Source organism: Streptomyces sp. NPDC031132 (assembly GCF_055570595.1).
In genome coordinates this window covers 302,970-320,219 of sequence record NZ_JBVIGX010000001.1, presented here as the reverse complement: position 1 = coordinate 320,219, position 17,250 = coordinate 302,970, and the positions used below count along the sequence as shown (strand labels likewise).

Annotated in this window: 15 protein-coding genes; 11 read left to right on the top strand and 4 right to left on the bottom strand. The window is 72.1% G+C overall.

Features of this window, described 5'->3' with window-relative positions; translation table 11 throughout:
- Positions 1 to 3: 3 nt before the first annotated feature.
- A complete protein-coding gene (locus tag ACZ49B_RS01480) occupies positions 4 to 78 on the top strand; it encodes a 50S ribosomal protein bL37 (protein ID WP_099895366.1) in 75 nt (24 codons plus the stop codon).
- 135 nt (positions 79 to 213) lie between these two features.
- On the opposite strand, the gene meaB is transcribed toward ACZ49B_RS01480, so the two are convergent.
- Both meaB and ACZ49B_RS01470 read right to left on the bottom strand, forming a co-directional pair.
- Positions 214 to 1,173: a methylmalonyl Co-A mutase-associated GTPase MeaB gene (gene meaB / locus ACZ49B_RS01475; protein ID WP_468299342.1), complete on the bottom strand. Its 960-nt coding sequence runs from the start codon at positions 1,171 to 1,173 to the stop codon at positions 214 to 216.
- Positions 1,174 to 1,268: 95 nt separating this feature from the next.
- Positions 1,269 to 2,465 (bottom strand): acetyl-CoA C-acetyltransferase, encoded by a 1,197-nt coding sequence (locus tag ACZ49B_RS01470; protein WP_266625368.1) that lies wholly within the window; start codon positions 2,463 to 2,465, stop codon positions 1,269 to 1,271.
- A gap of 136 nt (positions 2,466 to 2,601) precedes the next feature.
- Between ACZ49B_RS01470 and mce the strand changes: the two genes are divergently transcribed.
- The 7 genes from mce (at position 2,602) to ACZ49B_RS01435 (ending at position 12,975) form a co-directional block, all read left to right on the top strand.
- The gene (mce, locus tag ACZ49B_RS01465; RefSeq protein ID WP_030153803.1) at positions 2,602 to 3,030 is read left to right on the top strand and encodes a methylmalonyl-CoA epimerase; all 429 of its coding nucleotides are present in this window, start codon (positions 2,602 to 2,604) and stop codon (positions 3,028 to 3,030) included.
- Positions 3,031 to 3,223: 193 nt separating this feature from the next.
- Entirely contained in the window at positions 3,224 to 7,759 is a 4,536-nt protein-coding gene (scy, locus tag ACZ49B_RS01460; RefSeq protein ID WP_468299339.1) for a polarized growth protein Scy, read from the top strand.
- 193 nt (positions 7,760 to 7,952) lie between these two features.
- Positions 7,953 to 8,891, top strand: a complete 939-nt coding sequence (locus ACZ49B_RS01455) for a coiled-coil domain-containing protein (RefSeq protein WP_030153801.1) — start codon at positions 7,953 to 7,955, stop codon at positions 8,889 to 8,891.
- A 137-nt stretch (positions 8,892 to 9,028) separates the two neighbouring features.
- Positions 9,029 to 10,051: an ABC transporter ATP-binding protein gene (locus ACZ49B_RS01450; protein ID WP_468299337.1), complete on the top strand. Its 1,023-nt coding sequence runs from the start codon at positions 9,029 to 9,031 to the stop codon at positions 10,049 to 10,051.
- A gap of 2 nt (positions 10,052 to 10,053) precedes the next feature.
- A complete protein-coding gene (locus tag ACZ49B_RS01445; RefSeq protein WP_468299335.1) occupies positions 10,054 to 10,830 on the top strand; it encodes an ABC transporter permease in 777 nt (258 codons plus the stop codon).
- A gap of 187 nt (positions 10,831 to 11,017) precedes the next feature.
- Positions 11,018 to 12,145 carry an ABC transporter ATP-binding protein gene (locus ACZ49B_RS01440; protein WP_468299333.1) on the top strand — a complete coding sequence of 376 codons (1,128 nt, stop codon included), beginning with the start codon at positions 11,018 to 11,020 and terminating at the stop codon, positions 12,143 to 12,145.
- Entirely contained in the window at positions 12,142 to 12,975 is an 834-nt protein-coding gene (locus ACZ49B_RS01435; RefSeq protein ID WP_468299331.1) for an ABC transporter permease, read from the top strand. Before ACZ49B_RS01440 ends, ACZ49B_RS01435 begins: the two co-directional genes overlap by 4 nt.
- Positions 12,976 to 13,020: 45 nt before the next feature.
- On the opposite strand, the gene ACZ49B_RS01430 is transcribed toward ACZ49B_RS01435, so the two are convergent.
- On the bottom strand, positions 13,021 to 13,347 hold the full coding sequence (locus ACZ49B_RS01430; RefSeq protein ID WP_053784706.1) for a hypothetical protein: 327 nt from the start codon (positions 13,345 to 13,347) through the stop codon (positions 13,021 to 13,023).
- Positions 13,348 to 13,576: 229 nt separating this feature from the next.
- Here ACZ49B_RS01430 and ACZ49B_RS01425 point away from each other — a divergent pair, with 229 nt between their 5' ends.
- Positions 13,577 to 14,596, top strand: a complete 1,020-nt coding sequence (locus ACZ49B_RS01425) for an LLM class flavin-dependent oxidoreductase (RefSeq protein WP_468299328.1) — start codon at positions 13,577 to 13,579, stop codon at positions 14,594 to 14,596.
- Positions 14,597 to 14,702: 106 nt separating this feature from the next.
- Here ACZ49B_RS01425 and ACZ49B_RS01420 read toward each other — a convergent pair whose 3' ends face one another.
- Complete coding sequence (locus ACZ49B_RS01420) at positions 14,703 to 15,095, bottom strand: SCO5389 family protein (protein ID WP_030153794.1); 393 nt, start codon at positions 15,093 to 15,095, stop codon at positions 14,703 to 14,705.
- Between the two features lie 220 nt (positions 15,096 to 15,315).
- Here ACZ49B_RS01420 and nucS point away from each other — a divergent pair, with 220 nt between their 5' ends.
- Together nucS and ACZ49B_RS01410 are read left to right on the top strand one after the other, a co-directional pair.
- Positions 15,316 to 15,987, top strand: a complete 672-nt coding sequence (nucS, locus tag ACZ49B_RS01415) for an endonuclease NucS (RefSeq protein WP_468299326.1) — start codon at positions 15,316 to 15,318, stop codon at positions 15,985 to 15,987.
- A gap of 455 nt (positions 15,988 to 16,442) precedes the next feature.
- Complete coding sequence (locus ACZ49B_RS01410; RefSeq protein WP_468299324.1) at positions 16,443 to 17,066, top strand: DUF4190 domain-containing protein; 624 nt, start codon at positions 16,443 to 16,445, stop codon at positions 17,064 to 17,066.
- Positions 17,067 to 17,250: the final 184 nt, after the last annotated feature.

The window sequence follows — 17,250 nt, the reverse complement described above, 5'->3', positions numbered from 1 at the left end:
GTCATGGCCAAGCGCGGCAACAAGAAGCGAGCACGCAAGAAGAAGAAGGCGAACCACGGCAAGCGTCCCAACGCCTGACCGGTCCGCCCCGCAGACGTACGAGAGCCGCGCCCCGGAAGAACGGGGCGCGGCTCTCGCGTGCGTACGCCGTACGGAGGCGGGCGCAGGCCGGTACGTGGGCCCGCAGGCCGGTACGTGGGCCGGTACGGCCGCTCAGGCCTCCGTCAGCGTCGCCAGGAGCGTGTCCGCGGCCGCGTACGGGTCCAGCTCGCCGGCCGCCACCCGGGCCGCCAGCGCGTCGAGGTGGGCGTCCCCGTGCACGTCGGCCATCCGGGCCCGCAGGGACGTCACCGCGATGGTCTCCACCTCACGCGCGGCCCGGGCCGTACGGCGCTCGGCCAGCACCCCGCGCTCGTCCATCCACGCCCGGTGCTTCTCCAGGGCCTCGACCAGCTCGTCGATGCCCTGGCCGCGCGCCGCGACCGTTTTCACGATCGGCGGCCGCCAGTCGTCCCGGCCCCGCGCCTCGCCCAGGCCCAGCATGTGGTTCAGCTCCCGGGCGGTCGCGTCCGCGCCGTCCCGGTCCGCCTTGTTCACCACGTACACGTCGCCGATCTCCAGGATGCCCGCCTTCGCGGCCTGGATCCCGTCGCCCATCCCGGGGGCCAGCAGCACCACCGAGGTGTCGGCCTGCGAGGCGATCTCCACCTCGGACTGCCCGACCCCGACCGTCTCGACCAGGATCACCTCGCAGCCGGCCGCGTCCAGCACCCGGATCGCCTGCGGGGCGGACCAGGCGAGGCCCCCCAGGTGGCCGCGGGTGGCCATGGAGCGGATGTAGACCCCCGGGTCGGAGGCGTGGTCCGACATCCGGACCCGGTCGCCGAGCAGCGCACCGCCGGAGAACGGCGAGGACGGGTCGACGGCGAGGACGCCGACCCGCTTGCCGGCCTTGCGGTACGCGGAGACCAGCGCCGAGGTCGACGTGGACTTGCCGACGCCCGGGGATCCGGTCAGGCCCACCACGTACGCCCCGCCCGTGAGCGGGGCCAGCGCCGCCATCACCTCGCGCAGCTGCGGGGACGCCCCCTCGACCAGCGAGATCAGCCGGGCCACCGCCCTCGGCCTGCCCTCACGCGCCTGGGCCACCAGCTGGGGGACGTCCACCGTCATGCGTGCTGCGCTCCTCGGTTCTAGCTGCGGTTACGGAAACGGCTCCGCCTGAAACCGCTTCTGCGGACTGTGCCGTTTTTGCGGACTGTGCCGTATTAAGGAACGCGGATGATCAGGGCGTCGCCCTGGCCGCCGCCGCCGCACAGCGCGGCCGCGCCGACCCCGCCGCCCCGGCGCTTCAGCTCCAGGGCGAGGTGCAGCACCACGCGGGCGCCGGACATGCCGATCGGGTGGCCCAGGGCAATGGCGCCACCGTTGACGTTCACCCTTTCCGGGGTCACGCCGAGGTCCTTCATTGACTGCACGGCGACCGCCGCGAAGGCCTCGTTGATCTCGATGAGGTCCAGGTCGGAGACCTCGAGGCCCTCCTTCTTCAGGGCGTGCAGGATCGCGTTCGACGGCTGCGACTGCAGAGAGTTGTCGGGACCGGCCACGTTGCCGTGGGCGCCGATCTCGGCGATCCACTCCAGGCCGAGCTCCTCGGCCTTCGCCTTGCTCATCACGACCACGGCGGCGGCGCCGTCGGAGATCTGCGAGGAGGTGCCGGCGGTGATCGTGCCGTCCTTCGCGAAGGCCGGGCGCAGCTTGCCGAGGGACTCCACCGTGGTCTCCGGGCGGATGCCCTCGTCCTGGGAGAAGACGACCGGGTCGCCCTTGCGCTGCGGGATCTCGACCGGGGTGATCTCGGCCTCGAAGACGCCGTTCTTCTGCGCGGCGGCGGCCCGCTGGTGCGAGGCGGCGGCGAACTCGTCCTGCGGGGCGCGCTCGATGCCCAGGCGGGTGTTGTGCTTCTCGGTGGACTCGCCCATCGCGATGTTCTCGAAGGCGTCGGTGAGGCCGTCGTAGGCCATGGCGTCCAGCATCTCGATCGCGCCGTACTTGAAGCCCTCTCGAGACTTCGGCAGCAGGTGCGGGGCGTTGGTCATCGACTCCTGGCCGCCCGCGACCACGATGTCGAACTCGCCGGCGCGGATGAGCTGGTCGGCCAGCGCGATCGCGTCGAGGCCGGAGAGGCACACCTTGTTGATCGTGAGCGCCGGCACGTTCATGGGGATGCCGGCCTTGACGGCGGCCTGGCGGGCGGGGATCTGGCCCGCGCCGGCCTGCAGCACCTGGCCCATGATCACGTATTGCACCTGGTCACCGGCGATGCCGGCCCGGTCCAGCGCGGACTTGATGGCGAACCCGCCGAGGTCGGCGCCCGAGAAGGACTTCAGCGAGCCGAGCAGCCGCCCCATGGGCGTGCGGGCCCCGGCGACGATCACTGACGTGGTGTTGTTCGTTCCGGACATGGAGCACAGCCCCTTGAGATGAGGAGTGAACGAGGGTTTACCTGAATGTACTGAGCGGTACCCGCGCCGTCACCGGGCAGTCGGTGTGATCGCTGGCACGTTGCGTGACTGCCCTCCTCGGCGGTGCACTGGTCCCATGCTGACAAGAATCGACCACATCGGGATCGCCTGCTTCGACCTGGACAAGACCGTCGAGTTCTACCGTGCCACGTACGGCTTCGAGGTGTTCCACTCCGAGGTCAACGAGGAGCAGGGCGTCCGCGAGGCCATGCTCAAGATCAACGGGACCTCCGACGGCGGCGCCTCCTACCTCCAGCTCCTCGAGCCCACCCGCGAGGACTCCGCGGTGGGCAAGTGGCTGGCCAAGAACGGCGAGGGCGTGCACCACATCGCCTTCGGCACCGAGGACGTCCTGGGCGACTCGGAGGCCATCCGCGGCAAGGGCGTCCGGGTCCTCTACGACCAGCCCCGCACCGGCTCCATGGGCTCCTCGATCACCTTCCTCCACCCCAAGGACTGCCACGGAGTCCTCACCGAACTGGTCACCTCCAACCCCGACCATTGATGGACCACTGATGGCCCGATTCCCCGGCCGGTAGAGTGGCCATGGCTCGGCCGGGGTTCGGTGCGGAGACGGGGTCGGGGCCTGTGACCCCTGCCCCGGTATCTGACACCATTCCCCCGGGGGCGTCGTTCAGCGGGCGAGCGATGCTCAATTGGGAGTGAGCTTGCGACCAGGGGACGGATGGGACCGCGCTGTGCGGGGCTACGAAAGCCAGGAGAGCCATCAGGCTGAAGCCGACCATCTCTCGCGCTTCGAAGCCGAGATGGAGCGGCTGAAGAAGGAGCGCGGGAAGGCCGTCCAGCACGCCGAAGACCTCGGTTACCAGGTCGAGGTGCTGCGCGCCAAGCTCCACGAGGTACGGCGCAATCTGGCGTCCCGCCCCGCCTACGACAGTGCGGACATGGGCTACCAGGCGGAGCAGCTGCTCCGCAATGCCCAGATCCAGGCCGACCAGATGCGCTCGGACGCCGAGCGCGAGCTGCGCGACGCCCGGGCGCAGACCCAGCGCATCCTCCAGGAGCACGCCGAGCACCAGGCGCGCCTGCAGGCCGAGCTGCACGCCGAGGCGGTCAACCGCCGCCAGCGTCTGGACCAGGAGCTCAACGAGCGCCGCCAGACCGTCGAGGCGCACGTCAACGAGAACGTCGCCTGGGCCGAGCAGCTGCGCGCCCGTACGGAGTCCCAGGCCCGCCGGCTCATGGACGAGTCCCGCGCCGAGGCCGAGCAGTCCCTGAACGCCGCCCGCGCCGAGGCCGCGCGCGTCGCCGAGGAGACCCGGCGCCGGCTGGCCGCCGACGCCGAGGCCGCCCGTGCGGAGACCGAAGCCACGCTGCTGCGCGCCCGCAAGGAGGCCGAGCGGCTGCTGACCGCCGCCTCCGCGCAGGCCCAGGAGGCCACCGAGCACGCCGAGCGGCTGCGTACGAGCACCAGCGCCGAGGCCGAGCAGACCCGGCAGCAGACCCTCGACCTCGGCCGGGTGGCCGAGCAGCGGGTCCAGGAGGCCGACGGCGCCCTGCGCTCCGCGCGCGCCGAGGCCGAGAAGCTCCTCGCGGACGCCAAGGAGAGCGCCGCCCGGCAGCTCGCCTCGGCGGAGTCGGTCAACGAGCAGCGCACCCGCACCGCCAAGGAGCAGGTGGCCCGGCTGGTCGGCGAGGCCACCAAGGAGGCCGAGGTCCTCAAGGCCGAGGCCGAGCAGACCCTCGCCGACGCCCGCGCCGGCGTCGAGCGGCTGCGCGCGGAGGCCGCGGAGCAGGCCCGCGCGGCGGCGGCCGAGGACACGGCCGCCCAGCTGGCGAAGGCGGCCCGCACGGCCGAGGACGTACTGAACAAGGCCTCGGAGGACGCGCGGGCCACCACCCGCGCCGCGTCCGAGGAGGCCGAGCGGATCCGCCGCGAGGCCGAGTCCGAGGCGGAGCGGCTGCGCGTCCACGCGGCGGCCACGGCCGACGAGCTCAAGGGCGCCGCGAAGGACGACACCGAGGAGTACCGGGCCCGTACCGTCGAACTCCAGGCGGAGGCCCGGCGGCTGCGCGGCGAGGCCGAGCAGCTGCGCGCCGAGGCCGTCGCCGAGGGCGAGCGGATCCGCGGCGAGGCCCGTCGCGAGGCGGTCCAGCAGATCGAAGAGGCGGCCCGGACCGCCGAGGAGCTCCTGGGCAAGGCCAAGTCGGACGCGGACGAGCTGCGCGGCGGGGCGAGCGCCGAGAGCGAGCGGGTCCGCGCCGAGGCCGTCGAGCGGGCCACCACGCTGCGCAAGCAGGCCGAGGAGACCCTCGAGCGGACCCGTGCCGAGGCGGAGCGGCTGCGAGCCGAGGCCGAGGAGCAGGCGGAGGCCGTACGGGCCGAGGCCGACGCGGCGGCCCGTGCGCGGCGCGAGGAGGCCGAGCAGGCCGTCGCCGCGAAGCGGGCGGAAGCCGAGGCGGAGCTCGTACGCCTGCACTCGGAGGCCGAGAACCGGCTGGGCACGGCCGAGCAGACGCTGCGCGACGCCCGCGGGGCGGCGGAGAACATCCGCCGGGAGACCACCGAAGAGGCCGACCGGCTGCGCGCCGAGTCGGCGGAGCGGATCCGCAGCCTCCAGGCGCAGGCGGAGGCGGAGGCCGACCAGCTGCGCACGGACGCGGCGAACGACGCCGGGCGTGCGCGTGCGGAGGCCGAGCAGGTCGCCGTACGGCTGCGCAGCGAGGCGGAGTCCGAGGCGGAGCGGGTGCGCACCGAGGCGCAGGAGACCGCGGACCGGCTGCGTGCGGAGGCCAAGGCCGCCGCCGAGCGGGTCGCCGCGGAGGCCGCCGAGGCGCTGGCCGCCGCGCAGGAGGAGGCCGCCCGGCGCCGCCGGGAGGCCGAGGAGACCCTCGCGTCGGCCCGGACGGACGCGGACAGCGAGCGGGCCCAGGCCCGCGAGCAGAGCGAGGAGCTGCTGGCCGCGGCCCGCAAGCGCTCCGAGGAGGCGCAGGCCGAGGCGGCCCGCCTGACCGAGGAGGCGGAGCGGCGCGCCGCGGAGCTGGTGTCGGCGGCGGAGGCCACCGCCCAGCAGGTACGGGACTCCGTGGCCGGTCTGCACGAGCAGGCCGAGGAGGAGATCACCGGGCTGCGCAGCGCCGCCGAGCACGCGGCGGAGCGTACGAAGACGGAGGCCGAGGAGGAGGCTGCGCGCGTCCGCGCGGACGCCTACGACGAGCGCGAGCGGGCCACCGAGGACGCCAACCGGATCCGCACCGAGGCGCGTTCCGAGACGGACGCGGCGAAGGCGCTGGCCGAGCGCACGGTCGGCGACGCGATCGCCGAGGCGGAGCAGCTGCGCGGCGACACCGCCGAGTACGCGCAGCGGGTGCGTACGGAGGCGACGGACGCGCTGGCCGCGGCCGAGCGCGACGCGGCGCGGACCCGGGCGGATGCCCGTGACGACGCGAACCGGATCCGCGGCGAGGCGGCGGAGTCCCTGGAGTCCTCGCGCACCGAGGGCGCCCGGATCGTCGCCGAGGCGACTGCGGAGGCCGAGCGGCTCACCGAGGAGACCCTGGCGGCGAACGCGGCCACCGTCGGCGAGGCCACCGCGGAGGCGGAGCGGATCACCGCCGAGGCGGCCGAGGCGGCCGACGCCACCCGCACCGAGGCGGCGGGCACCCTGGACGAGGCGCGCTCGGAGGCCAACCGGCTGCGTACCGAGGCCGCGGAGCAGGCGGACCGGCTCATCACCGAGGCCGTGTCCGAGGCGGAGCGGCTCACGGAGGAGACGCGCGCCGCGAACGAGACGACGGTCGGCGAGGCGACGGCGAAGGCCGAGCGGCTCACCCGCCAGGCGTCCGACATGCTGGCCGCGGCCGAGCGGGACGCGACGCGGATCCTGGTCGACGCCCGCAACGAGGGCGACCGGCTGGTCGACGAGACGCGTGCGGCCAACGAGGCCACCGTCGGCGAGGCCGCGGCGGAGGCCGAGCGGCTGCGCACGGAGGCGGCGCAGACCCTGGACGACGCCCGTGCGGAGGGCGGCCGGATCATCGGCGAGGCCACCGCGGAGGCGGACCGGGTCACGGTCGCGGCGAACGAGACCCTGGCGAGCGCCGAGCGGGAGTCCGAGCGGACCCTCGACGAGGCGCGCGCGGAGGCGGGCCGGCTGCGCAGCGAGGCTGCCGAGCAGGCGGACCGGCTCGTCACGGAGGCGGCGTCCGAGGCGGACAAGCTCACCGAGCAGACCCGCAAGGACAACGAGCGCACGGTCGGCGAGGCCCAGGCCGAGGCCGAGCGGCTGCGTGCGGAGGCCTCGGAGGCCCTGGCCTCGGCGCAGGAGCACGCGACCCGTACCCGCTCGGAGGCCGAGCGCGTCAAGGCCGAGGCGGCGACCGAGGCGGAGCGCACCCGTACGGAGGCCCGCGCGGAGTCGGAGCGGCTGCTGGACGAGGCCCGCGAGGAGGCCAACAAGCGGCGCAGCGAAGCCGCGGAACAGGTGGACCGGCTCATCACCGAGGCCGCGGCGGAGGCGGACAAGCTCGCCTCCGACGCCCAGGCGCAGGCCCTGGCCGCGACGACGGCGGCCGAGGAGCAGGCCGACGCGATGGTCGACGCGGCCCGCAAGGAGGCCGCGCGGATCTCCTCGGAGGCGACGGTCGAGGGCAACTCCCTGGTGGAGAAGGCCCGTACGGACGCGGACGAGCTGCTGATCGGCGCACGCACGGACGCCGCTGCCATAAGGGAGCGGGCGGAGGACCTGCGCTCCCGCGTCGAGGGCGAGGTCGAGGAGCTGCACGAGCGGGCCCGCCGGGAGTCGGCCGAGCAGATGAAGTCGGCCGGCGAGCGCGTGGACAAACTGGTCCGGGCGGCGACCGAGCAGAGCGTCGAGGCCGAGGCGAAGGCCAAGGCGCTGGTGTCGGACGCGAGCAGTGAGGCGAGCAAGGTCCGGATCGCGGCGGTGCGCAAGGCCGAGGCGCTGCTCAAGGAGGCCGAGCAGAAGAAGGCCGAGCTGGCCCGGGAGGCCGAGAACGCCCTCGCGCAGGCGAAGGCGGAGGCGGAGCGGCTCGTCGACGAAGGGCGCCGTGAGCTGGAGGTCCTGGTGCGCAGGCGCGAGGACATTCAGGCGGAGATCTCCCGTGTCCAGGACGTTCTTGAGGCGTTGGAATCATTCGAGGCGCCTTCGGGCGGCGGAAAGCCCGCAGTCGGCGGCCAGGGCGCGGGGGGCGTGAAGGCCGGAGCTGCTGCGGGTTCCACTCGTTCGGGTGGCAAGTCGTCGGAGGGCTAGTCAGCGAGCGAGATGTGTGTTCCTGATGAAGGTTCAGGCGAACGAGTGACAATCATTCTGCCGCCTTGCCACTCAAAAGGGGTGTCATTGTCCAGATCAATCGCGGATTGACTCGAAGACACGCCGCTTCGGCGCCTAGGATTCCCCTAACACCTCACGTAGCACCTCATCGGTCTCATTCGACAGGAACCCCATGAGCGACACTTCCTCCCCCTTCGGCTTCGAGCTCGTGCGGCGTGGTTACGACCGCGGTCAGGTGGACGACCGCATTACCAAGCTGGTCTCCGACCGCGACAGCGCCCTTGGACGTATCAACTCTCTGGAAAAGCGGATCGAGGAGCTGCACCTCGAGACGCAGAACGCCCAGGCCCAGGTGAGCGACGCAGAGCCGTCGTACGCCGGCCTCGGCGCCCGGGTCGAGAAGATCCTGCGCCTGGCCGAGGAGGAGGCGAAGGACCTGCGCGAGGAGGCCCGTCGCGCGGCCGAGCAGCACCGTGAGCTCGCCGAGTCGGCTGCCCAGCAGGTGCGCAACGACGCCGAGTCGTTCGCCGCCGACCGCAAGTCGAAGGCGGAGGACGAGGGCGTCCGCATCGTCGAGAAGGCCAAGGGCGACGCTTCCACCCTGCGCGCCGAGGCCCAGAAGGACGCCGCCTCCAAGCGCGAGGAGGCCGACGCCCTGTTCGAGGAGACCCGCGCCAAGGCCGCCCAGGCCGCCGCGGACTTCGAGACCAACCTGGCCAAGCGCCGTGAGCAGTCCGAGCGCGACCTGGCCTCGCGTCAGGCCAAGGCCGAGAAGCGCCTCGCGGAGATCGAGCACCGCGCGGAGCAGCTGCGCCTGGAGGCCGAGAAGCTGCGTACGGACGCCGAACGCCGCGCCCGCCAGACGGTGGAGACCGCGCAGCGCCAGGCCGAGGACATCGTCGCCGACGCCAACGCGAAGGCCGACCGCATCCGCAGCGAGTCCGAGCGCGAGCTGGCGGCGCTCACCAACCGCCGCGACTCCATCAACGCCCAGCTGACCAACGTCCGCGAGATGCTGGCGACGCTGACCGGCGCCGCCGTCGCGGCCGCCAACCCGATCGTCGACGACGAGCCCGTCACCCGCGGCGTTCCGGCGCAGCAGAGCCGCTAGGACGCCGGGCAGTTCACCGGCGGTCGACCTGTCGGCCACTCACCTGCTACTCGCTGGTAGCGAAATGTCCTGCCCGAGGGCCCCGTGTCACCTGTTTGAGGTGGCGTGGGGCCCTCGGGCGTTCTAGCGTGAGCCGCATGATCGAGCTTGAGGGCCTTACCAAACGATTCGGCGCGAAGACCGCCGTGGACCACCTCAGCTTCCAGGTCAGACCGGGGGTGGTGACGGGCTTCCTCGGCCCCAACGGGGCGGGGAAGTCCACGACCATGCGCATGATGCTCGACCTCGACAATCCGACCAGCGGCACGGTCCGGATCGACGGGAAGCACTACCGGGACCTGCCGGAACCGCTGAAGCACATCGGGGCGCTGCTGGACGCGAAAGCCATGCACGGGGGCCGCAGCGCGTACAACAACCTTCTCTGCCTTGCCCAGTCGAACCGGATCCCGCAGAGCCGGGTGGCCGAAGTACTGGATCTTGTCGGGCTGACGCCCGTGGCGAAGAAGAAGTCGAAAGGATTTTCGCTGGGCATGGGCCAGCGGCTGGGAATCGCCTCTGCGCTGCTGGGCGACCCGGAGATCCTCATGTTCGACGAACCCGTCAATGGTCTGGACCCGGAGGGAATTCTCTGGATCAGGAATCTTATGAAGGGGTTGGCGGCCGAGGGAAGGACGATCTTCGTCTCCTCCCACTTGATGAGCGAAATGGCGCTGACCGCAGACCATTTGATCGTCATCGGCCAGGGAAAGCTTCTGGCCGACATGTCTATGGCTGATTTCATTCACCAGAACTCGCGCAGCTACGTCCGGGTGCGCTCTCCGCAGCAGGAGCGGCTCAGGGACGTCCTGCACGAAGCCGGGATCGACGCCATCACCGTCCCGGCCACCGGCACGCTGGAGATCGACGGGGTGGCCGCGGAGCAGCTCGGCGAGCTGGCCGCCCAGCACCAGATCGTGCTGCACGAACTCAGCCCGCAACGGGCTTCACTGGAAGAAGCGTTCATGCGCATGACGGCCGACTCCGTCGAGTACCACGCCCACGCACCGGGCGCACCGGGCATGCTGCCCGGCCCCGGCCAGGCGGCCGACAACCCGGCCCGGCCGGCCGACGTACCCGCGTGGGGCGCCGGTTACGAGGCGACGCGCAAGGGCGGCGAGTGACCATGGCCTTCAACGCCGTTCTCCGGTCCGAGTGGACCAAGATCCGCACGGTCTCCTCGACGATCTGGACCCTGGTCGCAGCGCTGGTGGTCACGGTCGGCGTGAGCGCCGGCCTGTGCGCCGTCTTCAACGCGACCTTCGACGACATGCCGCCGGAGCAGCAGCTCACCTTCGACCCGACCCTGGCCAGCTTCGCCGGCATGACGCTCGGCCAGCTCGCCATGATCGTCTTCGGTGTGCTGGTGGTCGGCACCGAGTACAGCTCGGGCATGATCCGCACCTCGCTGGCCGCCGTGCCGCGCCGCGCGAGCTTCCTGGCCGGCAAGCTCATCGTGGCCACCGGCCTCGCGCTGGTCGTGGGCCTGGTCACCAGCTTCCTGTCCTTCTTCCTGGGACAGGCCATCCTGGGCGACCGCAGCATCGGCATCGACGAGCCGAACGTCCTGCGCGCCGTGGTCGGCGCCGGCCTCTACATGGCCATGATCGCGCTGTTCTCGATGGGCGTGGCGACGATCCTGCGCAGCTCGATGCTGTCGCTCGGCATCCTGATGCCGTTCTTCTTCCTGGTCTCGACGATCCTCGGGGCGGTCAGTGCCACCCGGAAGGTCGCCCAGTACTTCCCGGACCAGGCGGGCTCCAAGATCATGCAGGTCGTCCCGGGCGCGATGGACAGCGGCACGGCGCCCTACGGCCCGTGGGGCGGCTTCGGGATCATGGCGCTGTGGGTGCTGGCCGCTGTGCTCGGGGGCTACCTGGTCCTCAAGAAGCGCGACGCCTGACGGCCGGGACGCGGGGCCTCCGTCGCAGGACGGACGCCCCGCGTACTACGGGTCATCCCCGGGTCGGGCTCAGGGTCAGTTCAGGGATCCGCTCCGGGGTGGAACCGAGGGCGACTCGATATCCTCTTAACCCTTACGCGGACGAAAGCCGTCCGGTCCTGGCAAGGGGCAGAGCAGGGGCAGAGCAATGATCGAGGCTGTCGGCCTGACCAAGCGCTACGGCGCCAAGACCGCCGTCGACCAGCTGTCCTTCCAGGTCAGGCCGGGTCACGTGACGGGATTCCTGGGGCCGAACGGCTCCGGGAAGTCCACCACCATGCGCATGATCCTCGGCCTGGACCGGCCCACGGCAGGCCACGTGACGATCAACGGCGTGCCCTTCCGACAGCTGCCGAACGCCCAGCGGCACGTCGGGGCCCTGCTCGACGCCAAGGCCGTGCACGGCGGCCGCCGGGCCCGCAGGCACCTTCTCTCCGTCGCCCAGCTCTCCGGCATCCCGGAGAAGCGGGTGGACGAGGTGCTCGCCGTGGTCGGCCTCCAGGACGTCGCCGGGCAGCGTACGAAGGGCTTCTCGCTCGGCATGGGCCAGCGGCTCGGCATCGCCGCCGCCCTCCTCGGCGACCCCCAGGTGCTCCTGTTCGACGAGCCCGTCAACGGGCTCGACCCCGAGGGCATCCTCTGGGTCCGCACCCTCATGCGCCGGCTCGCCGCCGAAGGCCGCACGGTGTTCGTTTCCTCACACCTGATGAGCGAGATGGCGCTGACCGCCGACCACCTGATCGTGATCGGCCGGGGGCGGCTGCTGGCCGACATGGGCACCCAGGAGTTCATCGCGCACAACTCGGCCGGATTCGCGCGGGTGCGCGCGGCCGACAATGATCAAGATGGCCGGTATGCACTGGGTACGGCGCTGACCAAGGCGGGCGGCCGGGTCCTCCAGGAGCCCGACGGGGCACTGCGCGTGACCGGCCTCGAGCTGCCCCGCATCTCCGATCTCGCGCACGAGGCCGGCGTACGGCTGTGGGAGCTGTCCCCGCACCGGGCCTCGCTCGAGGAGGCCTACATGCGGATGACGCAGCCCGCCGTGGAGTACACCTCCACCGACGACCCCCGCGCCGAGCTGTGGGAGCCGGAGCCGCTGAGCGTCCCCGCCTGGGAGGACGAGCTCCCGGCCCCGGAGGTGCCGCAGACCGGCTTCTTCGCTCCCCCGCCGCCCGGGGCGGGCGGGCAGCCCTTCCTGATGCCCGGCAGCCCCGGCGAGCTCGCCGGCACCCCCCGCAGCACCCCGACGGACACGCGCAAGGACACCCGATGACCGGCCCCACGAGCACCGCGGACCAGCCGAAGAGCTACACCTCGCCCCTGCCGACGCCCCGGCCGCACCTCGGGCACGCCGTGGCCTCGGAGTGGACGAAGATGATCTCGGTGCGCTCGACGGTGTGGACGCTCGGCTCGCTGGTGCTGCTCGTCGTCGGCGTCGGCCTGCTCGCCGTCTCCGAGACCCGCTCGACCGACTACCAGGAGGTGCCGCTCACGGCGCCCGCGTTGTTCGGGCTGTTGGTGGGTCAGATCTCCGTGATGGTGCTCGGGATCCTGACGATCACCTCCGAGTACGGCACGGGGCTGATCCGTACGACCTTCACCGCCGCCCCCGACCGGGCCCGGGTGCTGACCGCGAAGTACCTCGTCTTCTCCACCGTCGCCTTCCTGGCCGTCACCGGTTCGGTGGCGGTGGTCGGGCTGGCCTCCGCGATCATGCGGGGCGGGGCGGCCGCCGGGTCGCACGGAGGCCGGGAATGGGTCAACGCACTGGTCGGCTGCCTGTACGTCACCTTGCTCGGCGTGCTGGGCCTGGCGATCGGGGCGATGCTGCGGCACTCCGCCGGGGCGATCGCCGTGATGCTGGGGCTCGTCACGCTGCCGCCGGTGGTAGGCGGGATGCTCAGCATGTGGGAGTCCATGGCCTCGCTCGGCCGGGCCGTGCTCCAGTACAACGCCCCGGTCGCCCTCATGCAGCTGTTCGGCCTGCCGAACAGCGACACCGCCGACCTGCCGGGCAACGCGGCGCAGCTGCTGCTGATCCTGCTGGTGACGGGGGCCGCGGTGGCGGGCTCGTACGTGGTGGTCGGCCGCCGCGACGTCTGAGACGCCGCGGCCGAGGCGCCGCGGCTCCTGGTACTGCCGCGGCTCCTAGTACTTGGGCGCGTTCCTGGACCGCTGCACCCGCGAGGTGCGGCGGTCCTTCGCGTTCCAACAGGCCTTGTGCCAGTGCCGGCGGTCGTCCACGCCGCCGTACTCGGGCCAGGCGACCAGGTGCGGGGTGCCGGAGGGGATCTCCTGGTCGCAGCCCGGGCAGCGGTAGCGCTTGCCCGCCGCGCTCGCGCCCGCGACGTGCCGGACCTTCCACTCCTCGCCCTGGTACTCCTCGGTGCGCTCCAGCCCGAACCGGTCGAGGCCGGTGCTGGGGCGTTCGTCCGGAGTCTCGCCGCCCCTGGGGCGGTTGTGGCGCGGTGACACGTATACCTCACGGATGGGCGGACGGAAGTGACTTTCTCCCAGACTACGCGCAGCGAGGCCGGGTACCCGCAGGGTGGCTGGCAGAGGCGGCGCGGTGACGTCGACTGGCCTGACTATCCCAATAACTTTCCTGTCAGGCCGTGCCTTTGGCACGTGTCAGACGTTGTTGCCATCAGATGAACCGGTCCACCTGGGGGAGGCCGCGTCAGCCACGAGGAGGGTAAAGGCGATGCGCGTAGGAGCGTTTGTACTGGCGGCCCAGTTCCCGGGCCAGGGGCAGGGGGAGGCTCTGCACCGGGCGGTGCGGACCGCCGAGGTGGCCGAGGAGGCCGGGCTCGACTCGGTCTGGCTCGCCGAGCACCATTTCGTCCCGTACGGGGTCTGCCCGTCGGCGGTGACCCTGGCGGCGCTGCTGCTGGGGCGGACCCGGCGGCTGCGCGTGGGCACGGCGGTGAGCGTGCTGCCGAGCACGCACCCGGTGGCCCTCGGGGAGCAGGCGGCGCTCCTGCACTTGACCTCGGGCGGCCGTTTCACCCTGGGGGTGGGCCGGGGCGGGCCCTGGGTGGACCTGGAGGTGTTCGGCGGCGGCCTGGACGCCTACGAGAAGGAGTTCCCGGAGGGCCTGGACCTGCTGCGGCGCTGGCTCACCGAGCCGCGGGTGGCGGCTGCCGGCGAGCGGTACGGGTTTCGCGAAGTGGCCGTCGTACCGCGCCCGTCGGAGGCGCTGGACGGGGACGGATCAGGGCCGGAAGTGATCGTCGCCTGCACCTCCCCCGCGTCGGTACGGCTGGCCGCGGAGCGGGGGCTGCCGATGCTGCTGGGGATGCACTGCGGGGACGAGGACAAGGCGGCCATGGTCGCGCTGTACCGGCGTACGGCCGCGGCGGCGGGCCGGAACCCGCATGCCCGGCACGTGTCGGCGGGCGTGTGCCAGCTGGCGGACCGTACGGCGGACGCCCGCGAGGCCCTGCTGAAGGCGATGCCGGGCTGGCTGAAGCAGGGGCTGGACGCGCACGTGACGGTCGACGGCCGGGAGCGTGCGATGCGGGACCCCGTCGCCTATACCGAGCTGCTCTGCGATCTGCACCCGGTGGGCACCCCGCGGCTGGCGGCGAACCGGCTCGCGGCCACCTCGGAGCGGACGGGGATCACGCGGTTCGCCCTGCTGACGGAGGGGTCCGGGGATCTCGCCGCGACGGAGGAGAACGTACGGCGCCTCGGCGCCGAGGTCCTGCCCCGTCTCGGCTGAGGCTGCCGCTCCGGTATCAATGGCACCTCCCGCGATACGGAGCGGCAGCGAAGTACGGTGGTGCGGGTGGTGCGGGTGGTGCCTGTCATGCGGTTCGTACGGTGGGTCAGCAGTCCCGGAGCTCGGGCGACTGGTTGAGCAGCTGGCCGCGGATCGAGGTGAACTTGGCCAGCCGGTCGTCCGAGGAAGGATCCAGCGGGAACACGGCCACACGGTGGCAGTTCTGGAATGCCAGGCGCACCCCGAAGTGCCGCTGCAGCGCACCACGTATCGCGTCACTCGCGAGAGCGCGCAGCAGCTGGCCACGCGCCTGCTCGTCGGGCGGCGGCGTCTGGTTGTCGGCGAACTCTCCGCCGTCCACCTTCAGCTGTGCCACCAGCGAGCTGATCATCTCCCATGCGAAGGGCAGGGAGGTCCGGACGCAGTCGACGAAAGCGGCTTCGTCGACCTCGCCTCGCTCGGCCTGTTCGAGTAGGGCCGGTGAGACGTCGAGCGACATGGGTTCTCCTCTCGCGACCCCGGCGGTTTGGGTTGCCGGGGTCTTACGGGCAGGGACGGAGGCGGCGACGCAGCGTGCACGCTCCGCAACCTCCTGCTCACCACGGTAGGCGCCCCATGGGTGGCGCACCAGGAGAATGCGCATACAACGCGCCATCGGCGAACGGGGCTTTCAGGGGCGAATCGCGTGGAGGGCCGTCGGTCGAGTAGCGTTGCCGACCATGCGTCTCGTCATTGCCCGCTGCTCCGTCGACTACGCGGGCCGGCTCACCGCCCATCTGCCCTCGGCACCCCGTCTGATCCTCGTGAAGGCCGACGGCAGTGTCTCGATCCACGCGGACGACCGGGCGTACAAACCGCTCAACTGGATGTCGCCCCCCTGCACCCTCAAGGAGGGGAGCGGGGACGAGGCCGGCGTCTGGACGGTCGTCAACAAGGCGGGTGAGAAGCTCATCATCACCATGGAGGAAGTCCTCCACGACTCCTCCCACGAGCTGGGTGTCGACCCGGGTCTGATCAAGGACGGCGTGGAAGCACACCTCCAGGAGCTCCTGGCAGACCGGATCGAAACGCTGGGCGACGGCTACACGCTGATCCGGCGCGAGTACATGACGGCGATCGGCCCGGTGGACATCCTGTGCCGCGACGCCTCCGGCGCGACGGTGGCGGTGGAGATCAAGCGCCGCGGCGAGATCGACGGCGTCGAGCAGCTGACCCGCTACCTGGAGCTCCTGAACCGGGATCCGCACCTGGCGCCGGTGCGGGGCGTCTTCGCGGCCCAGGAGATCAAGCCCCAGGCCCGCGTCCTGGCCACGGACCGCGGCATGGACTGCGTGGTCCTGGACTACAACGCCCTCCGCGGCATCGAGGACGACAAACTCCGCCTCTTCTGAGTCCTCTTCCGGGCCCTCTTCCGGGCCCCTTACGAGCCCTCGGCTCGCCGGGCGGGGGGCCCGGCAGTAGCGTGGAAGTGGCACAACTCTCCATCGGCGGGCATGCGTCGACGTCGTACGGCGCATGCGGTCCGCTCCGCGGTTCACCGCTGTTGGCTGCGTCCCACCTTCTGCACGAGGAGGGCCACGCCGTGTCCACACCACCGCAACCGCCGTCATCCCCCGAGCCGCACCCGCAGTGGGGACCGCAGGGGCAGCCCGGTCAGCCCGGCGCGCCCCCTCCGCCCGGACCGCCTCCCCCTCCGCCCGGACCACCGCCCGGACCACCGCCCGGACCGCCGCCCCCTCCGCCCGGACCACCGCCCCCACCGCCCCCTGGGCCGCCGCCGGGACCCCATGGCGAACAGCAGGGCTGGTATGCGCCGTCCTCGCCGAAGACGAACACGTTGGCCGTCGTGGCGTTCGTCATGTCGATCATCTGCGCGATACCCCTGGTCCCGCTGATCCTCGGCATCGTCGCCCTCTCCCAGATCCGCGACCGCGGCGAGAAGGGCAAGGGCTTCGCCATCGCGGCCATCGTCATCCACGGCCTGACCCTCCTGTTCTTCGCGGCCGTGCTGGCGTTCGGGTTCACCGGAGTGCTGGACGACGGGCCGGAGCGCGACAGCACCGGCCAGGTCACCGCCCCCGGCTCCGGCGAGCTTCAGGACATCCGCATGGGGGACTGCTTCAACATGGACGACGAACTTCCGGAGGGCCAGAAGGACGCCAACGCATCCCTCTCGGTGACGATCGTGCCCTGCGACGAGCCTCACAAGGGAGAGGCGTACGCCGTCTTCGAATTGGAGGACGGGTCGTTCCCCGGCGATGACAAGGTCAACGCGACCGCCGAGGAGAAGTGCGACAGCACGGCGCTCACCGATTACATGGGCCAGGGCGCGGAGCTCCCGGAATCGCTGGAGCCCTTCTACTCCGTCCCGCGGTCCAGCAGCTGGGACGTCGGCCACCACAAGGTCACCTGCTTCGTGGCCGACCCCAGCGGTTCGAGCACCGGCTCGGTCCGCGCCACCGGTTCCTGAGCCGCTGCCGCGGAAAGGCGTTGCTAGGGGGTGTCCCGCAAAGTCCTGCCTGGCCCGCGGCGTCTGATGCCGCACCTCGCCGCGTTGTCGGGGGGGGGGGGGGGGGGGGGGGGGGGGGGGGGGGGGGGGGGGGGGGGGGGGGGCACGGGGGAGGGGGGGGGGGGGGGGGGGGGGGGGGGGCGGG

Excerpts from the sequence above, each read along its gene's own strand:
- meaB (WP_468299342.1), bottom strand. The coding sequence starts at position 1,173 with ATGACGGTGGACGTCCCCCAGCTGGTGGCCCAGGCGCGTGAGGGCAGG.
- ACZ49B_RS01470 (WP_266625368.1), bottom strand. The coding sequence starts at position 2,465 with ATGTCCGGAACGAACAACACCACGTCAGTGATCGTCGCCGGGGCCCGC.
- mce (WP_030153803.1), top strand. The coding sequence starts at position 2,602 with ATGCTGACAAGAATCGACCACATCGGGATCGCCTGCTTCGACCTGGAC.
- ACZ49B_RS01455 (WP_030153801.1), top strand. The coding sequence starts at position 7,953 with ATGAGCGACACTTCCTCCCCCTTCGGCTTCGAGCTCGTGCGGCGTGGT.
- ACZ49B_RS01450 (WP_468299337.1), top strand. The coding sequence starts at position 9,029 with ATGATCGAGCTTGAGGGCCTTACCAAACGATTCGGCGCGAAGACCGCC.
- ACZ49B_RS01445 (WP_468299335.1), top strand. The coding sequence starts at position 10,054 with ATGGCCTTCAACGCCGTTCTCCGGTCCGAGTGGACCAAGATCCGCACG.
- ACZ49B_RS01440 (WP_468299333.1), top strand. The coding sequence starts at position 11,018 with ATGATCGAGGCTGTCGGCCTGACCAAGCGCTACGGCGCCAAGACCGCC.
- ACZ49B_RS01435 (WP_468299331.1), top strand. The coding sequence starts at position 12,142 with ATGACCGGCCCCACGAGCACCGCGGACCAGCCGAAGAGCTACACCTCG.
- ACZ49B_RS01425 (WP_468299328.1), top strand. The coding sequence starts at position 13,577 with ATGCGCGTAGGAGCGTTTGTACTGGCGGCCCAGTTCCCGGGCCAGGGG.
- ACZ49B_RS01420 (WP_030153794.1), bottom strand. The coding sequence starts at position 15,095 with ATGTCGCTCGACGTCTCACCGGCCCTACTCGAACAGGCCGAGCGAGGC.
- nucS (WP_468299326.1), top strand. The coding sequence starts at position 15,316 with ATGCGTCTCGTCATTGCCCGCTGCTCCGTCGACTACGCGGGCCGGCTC.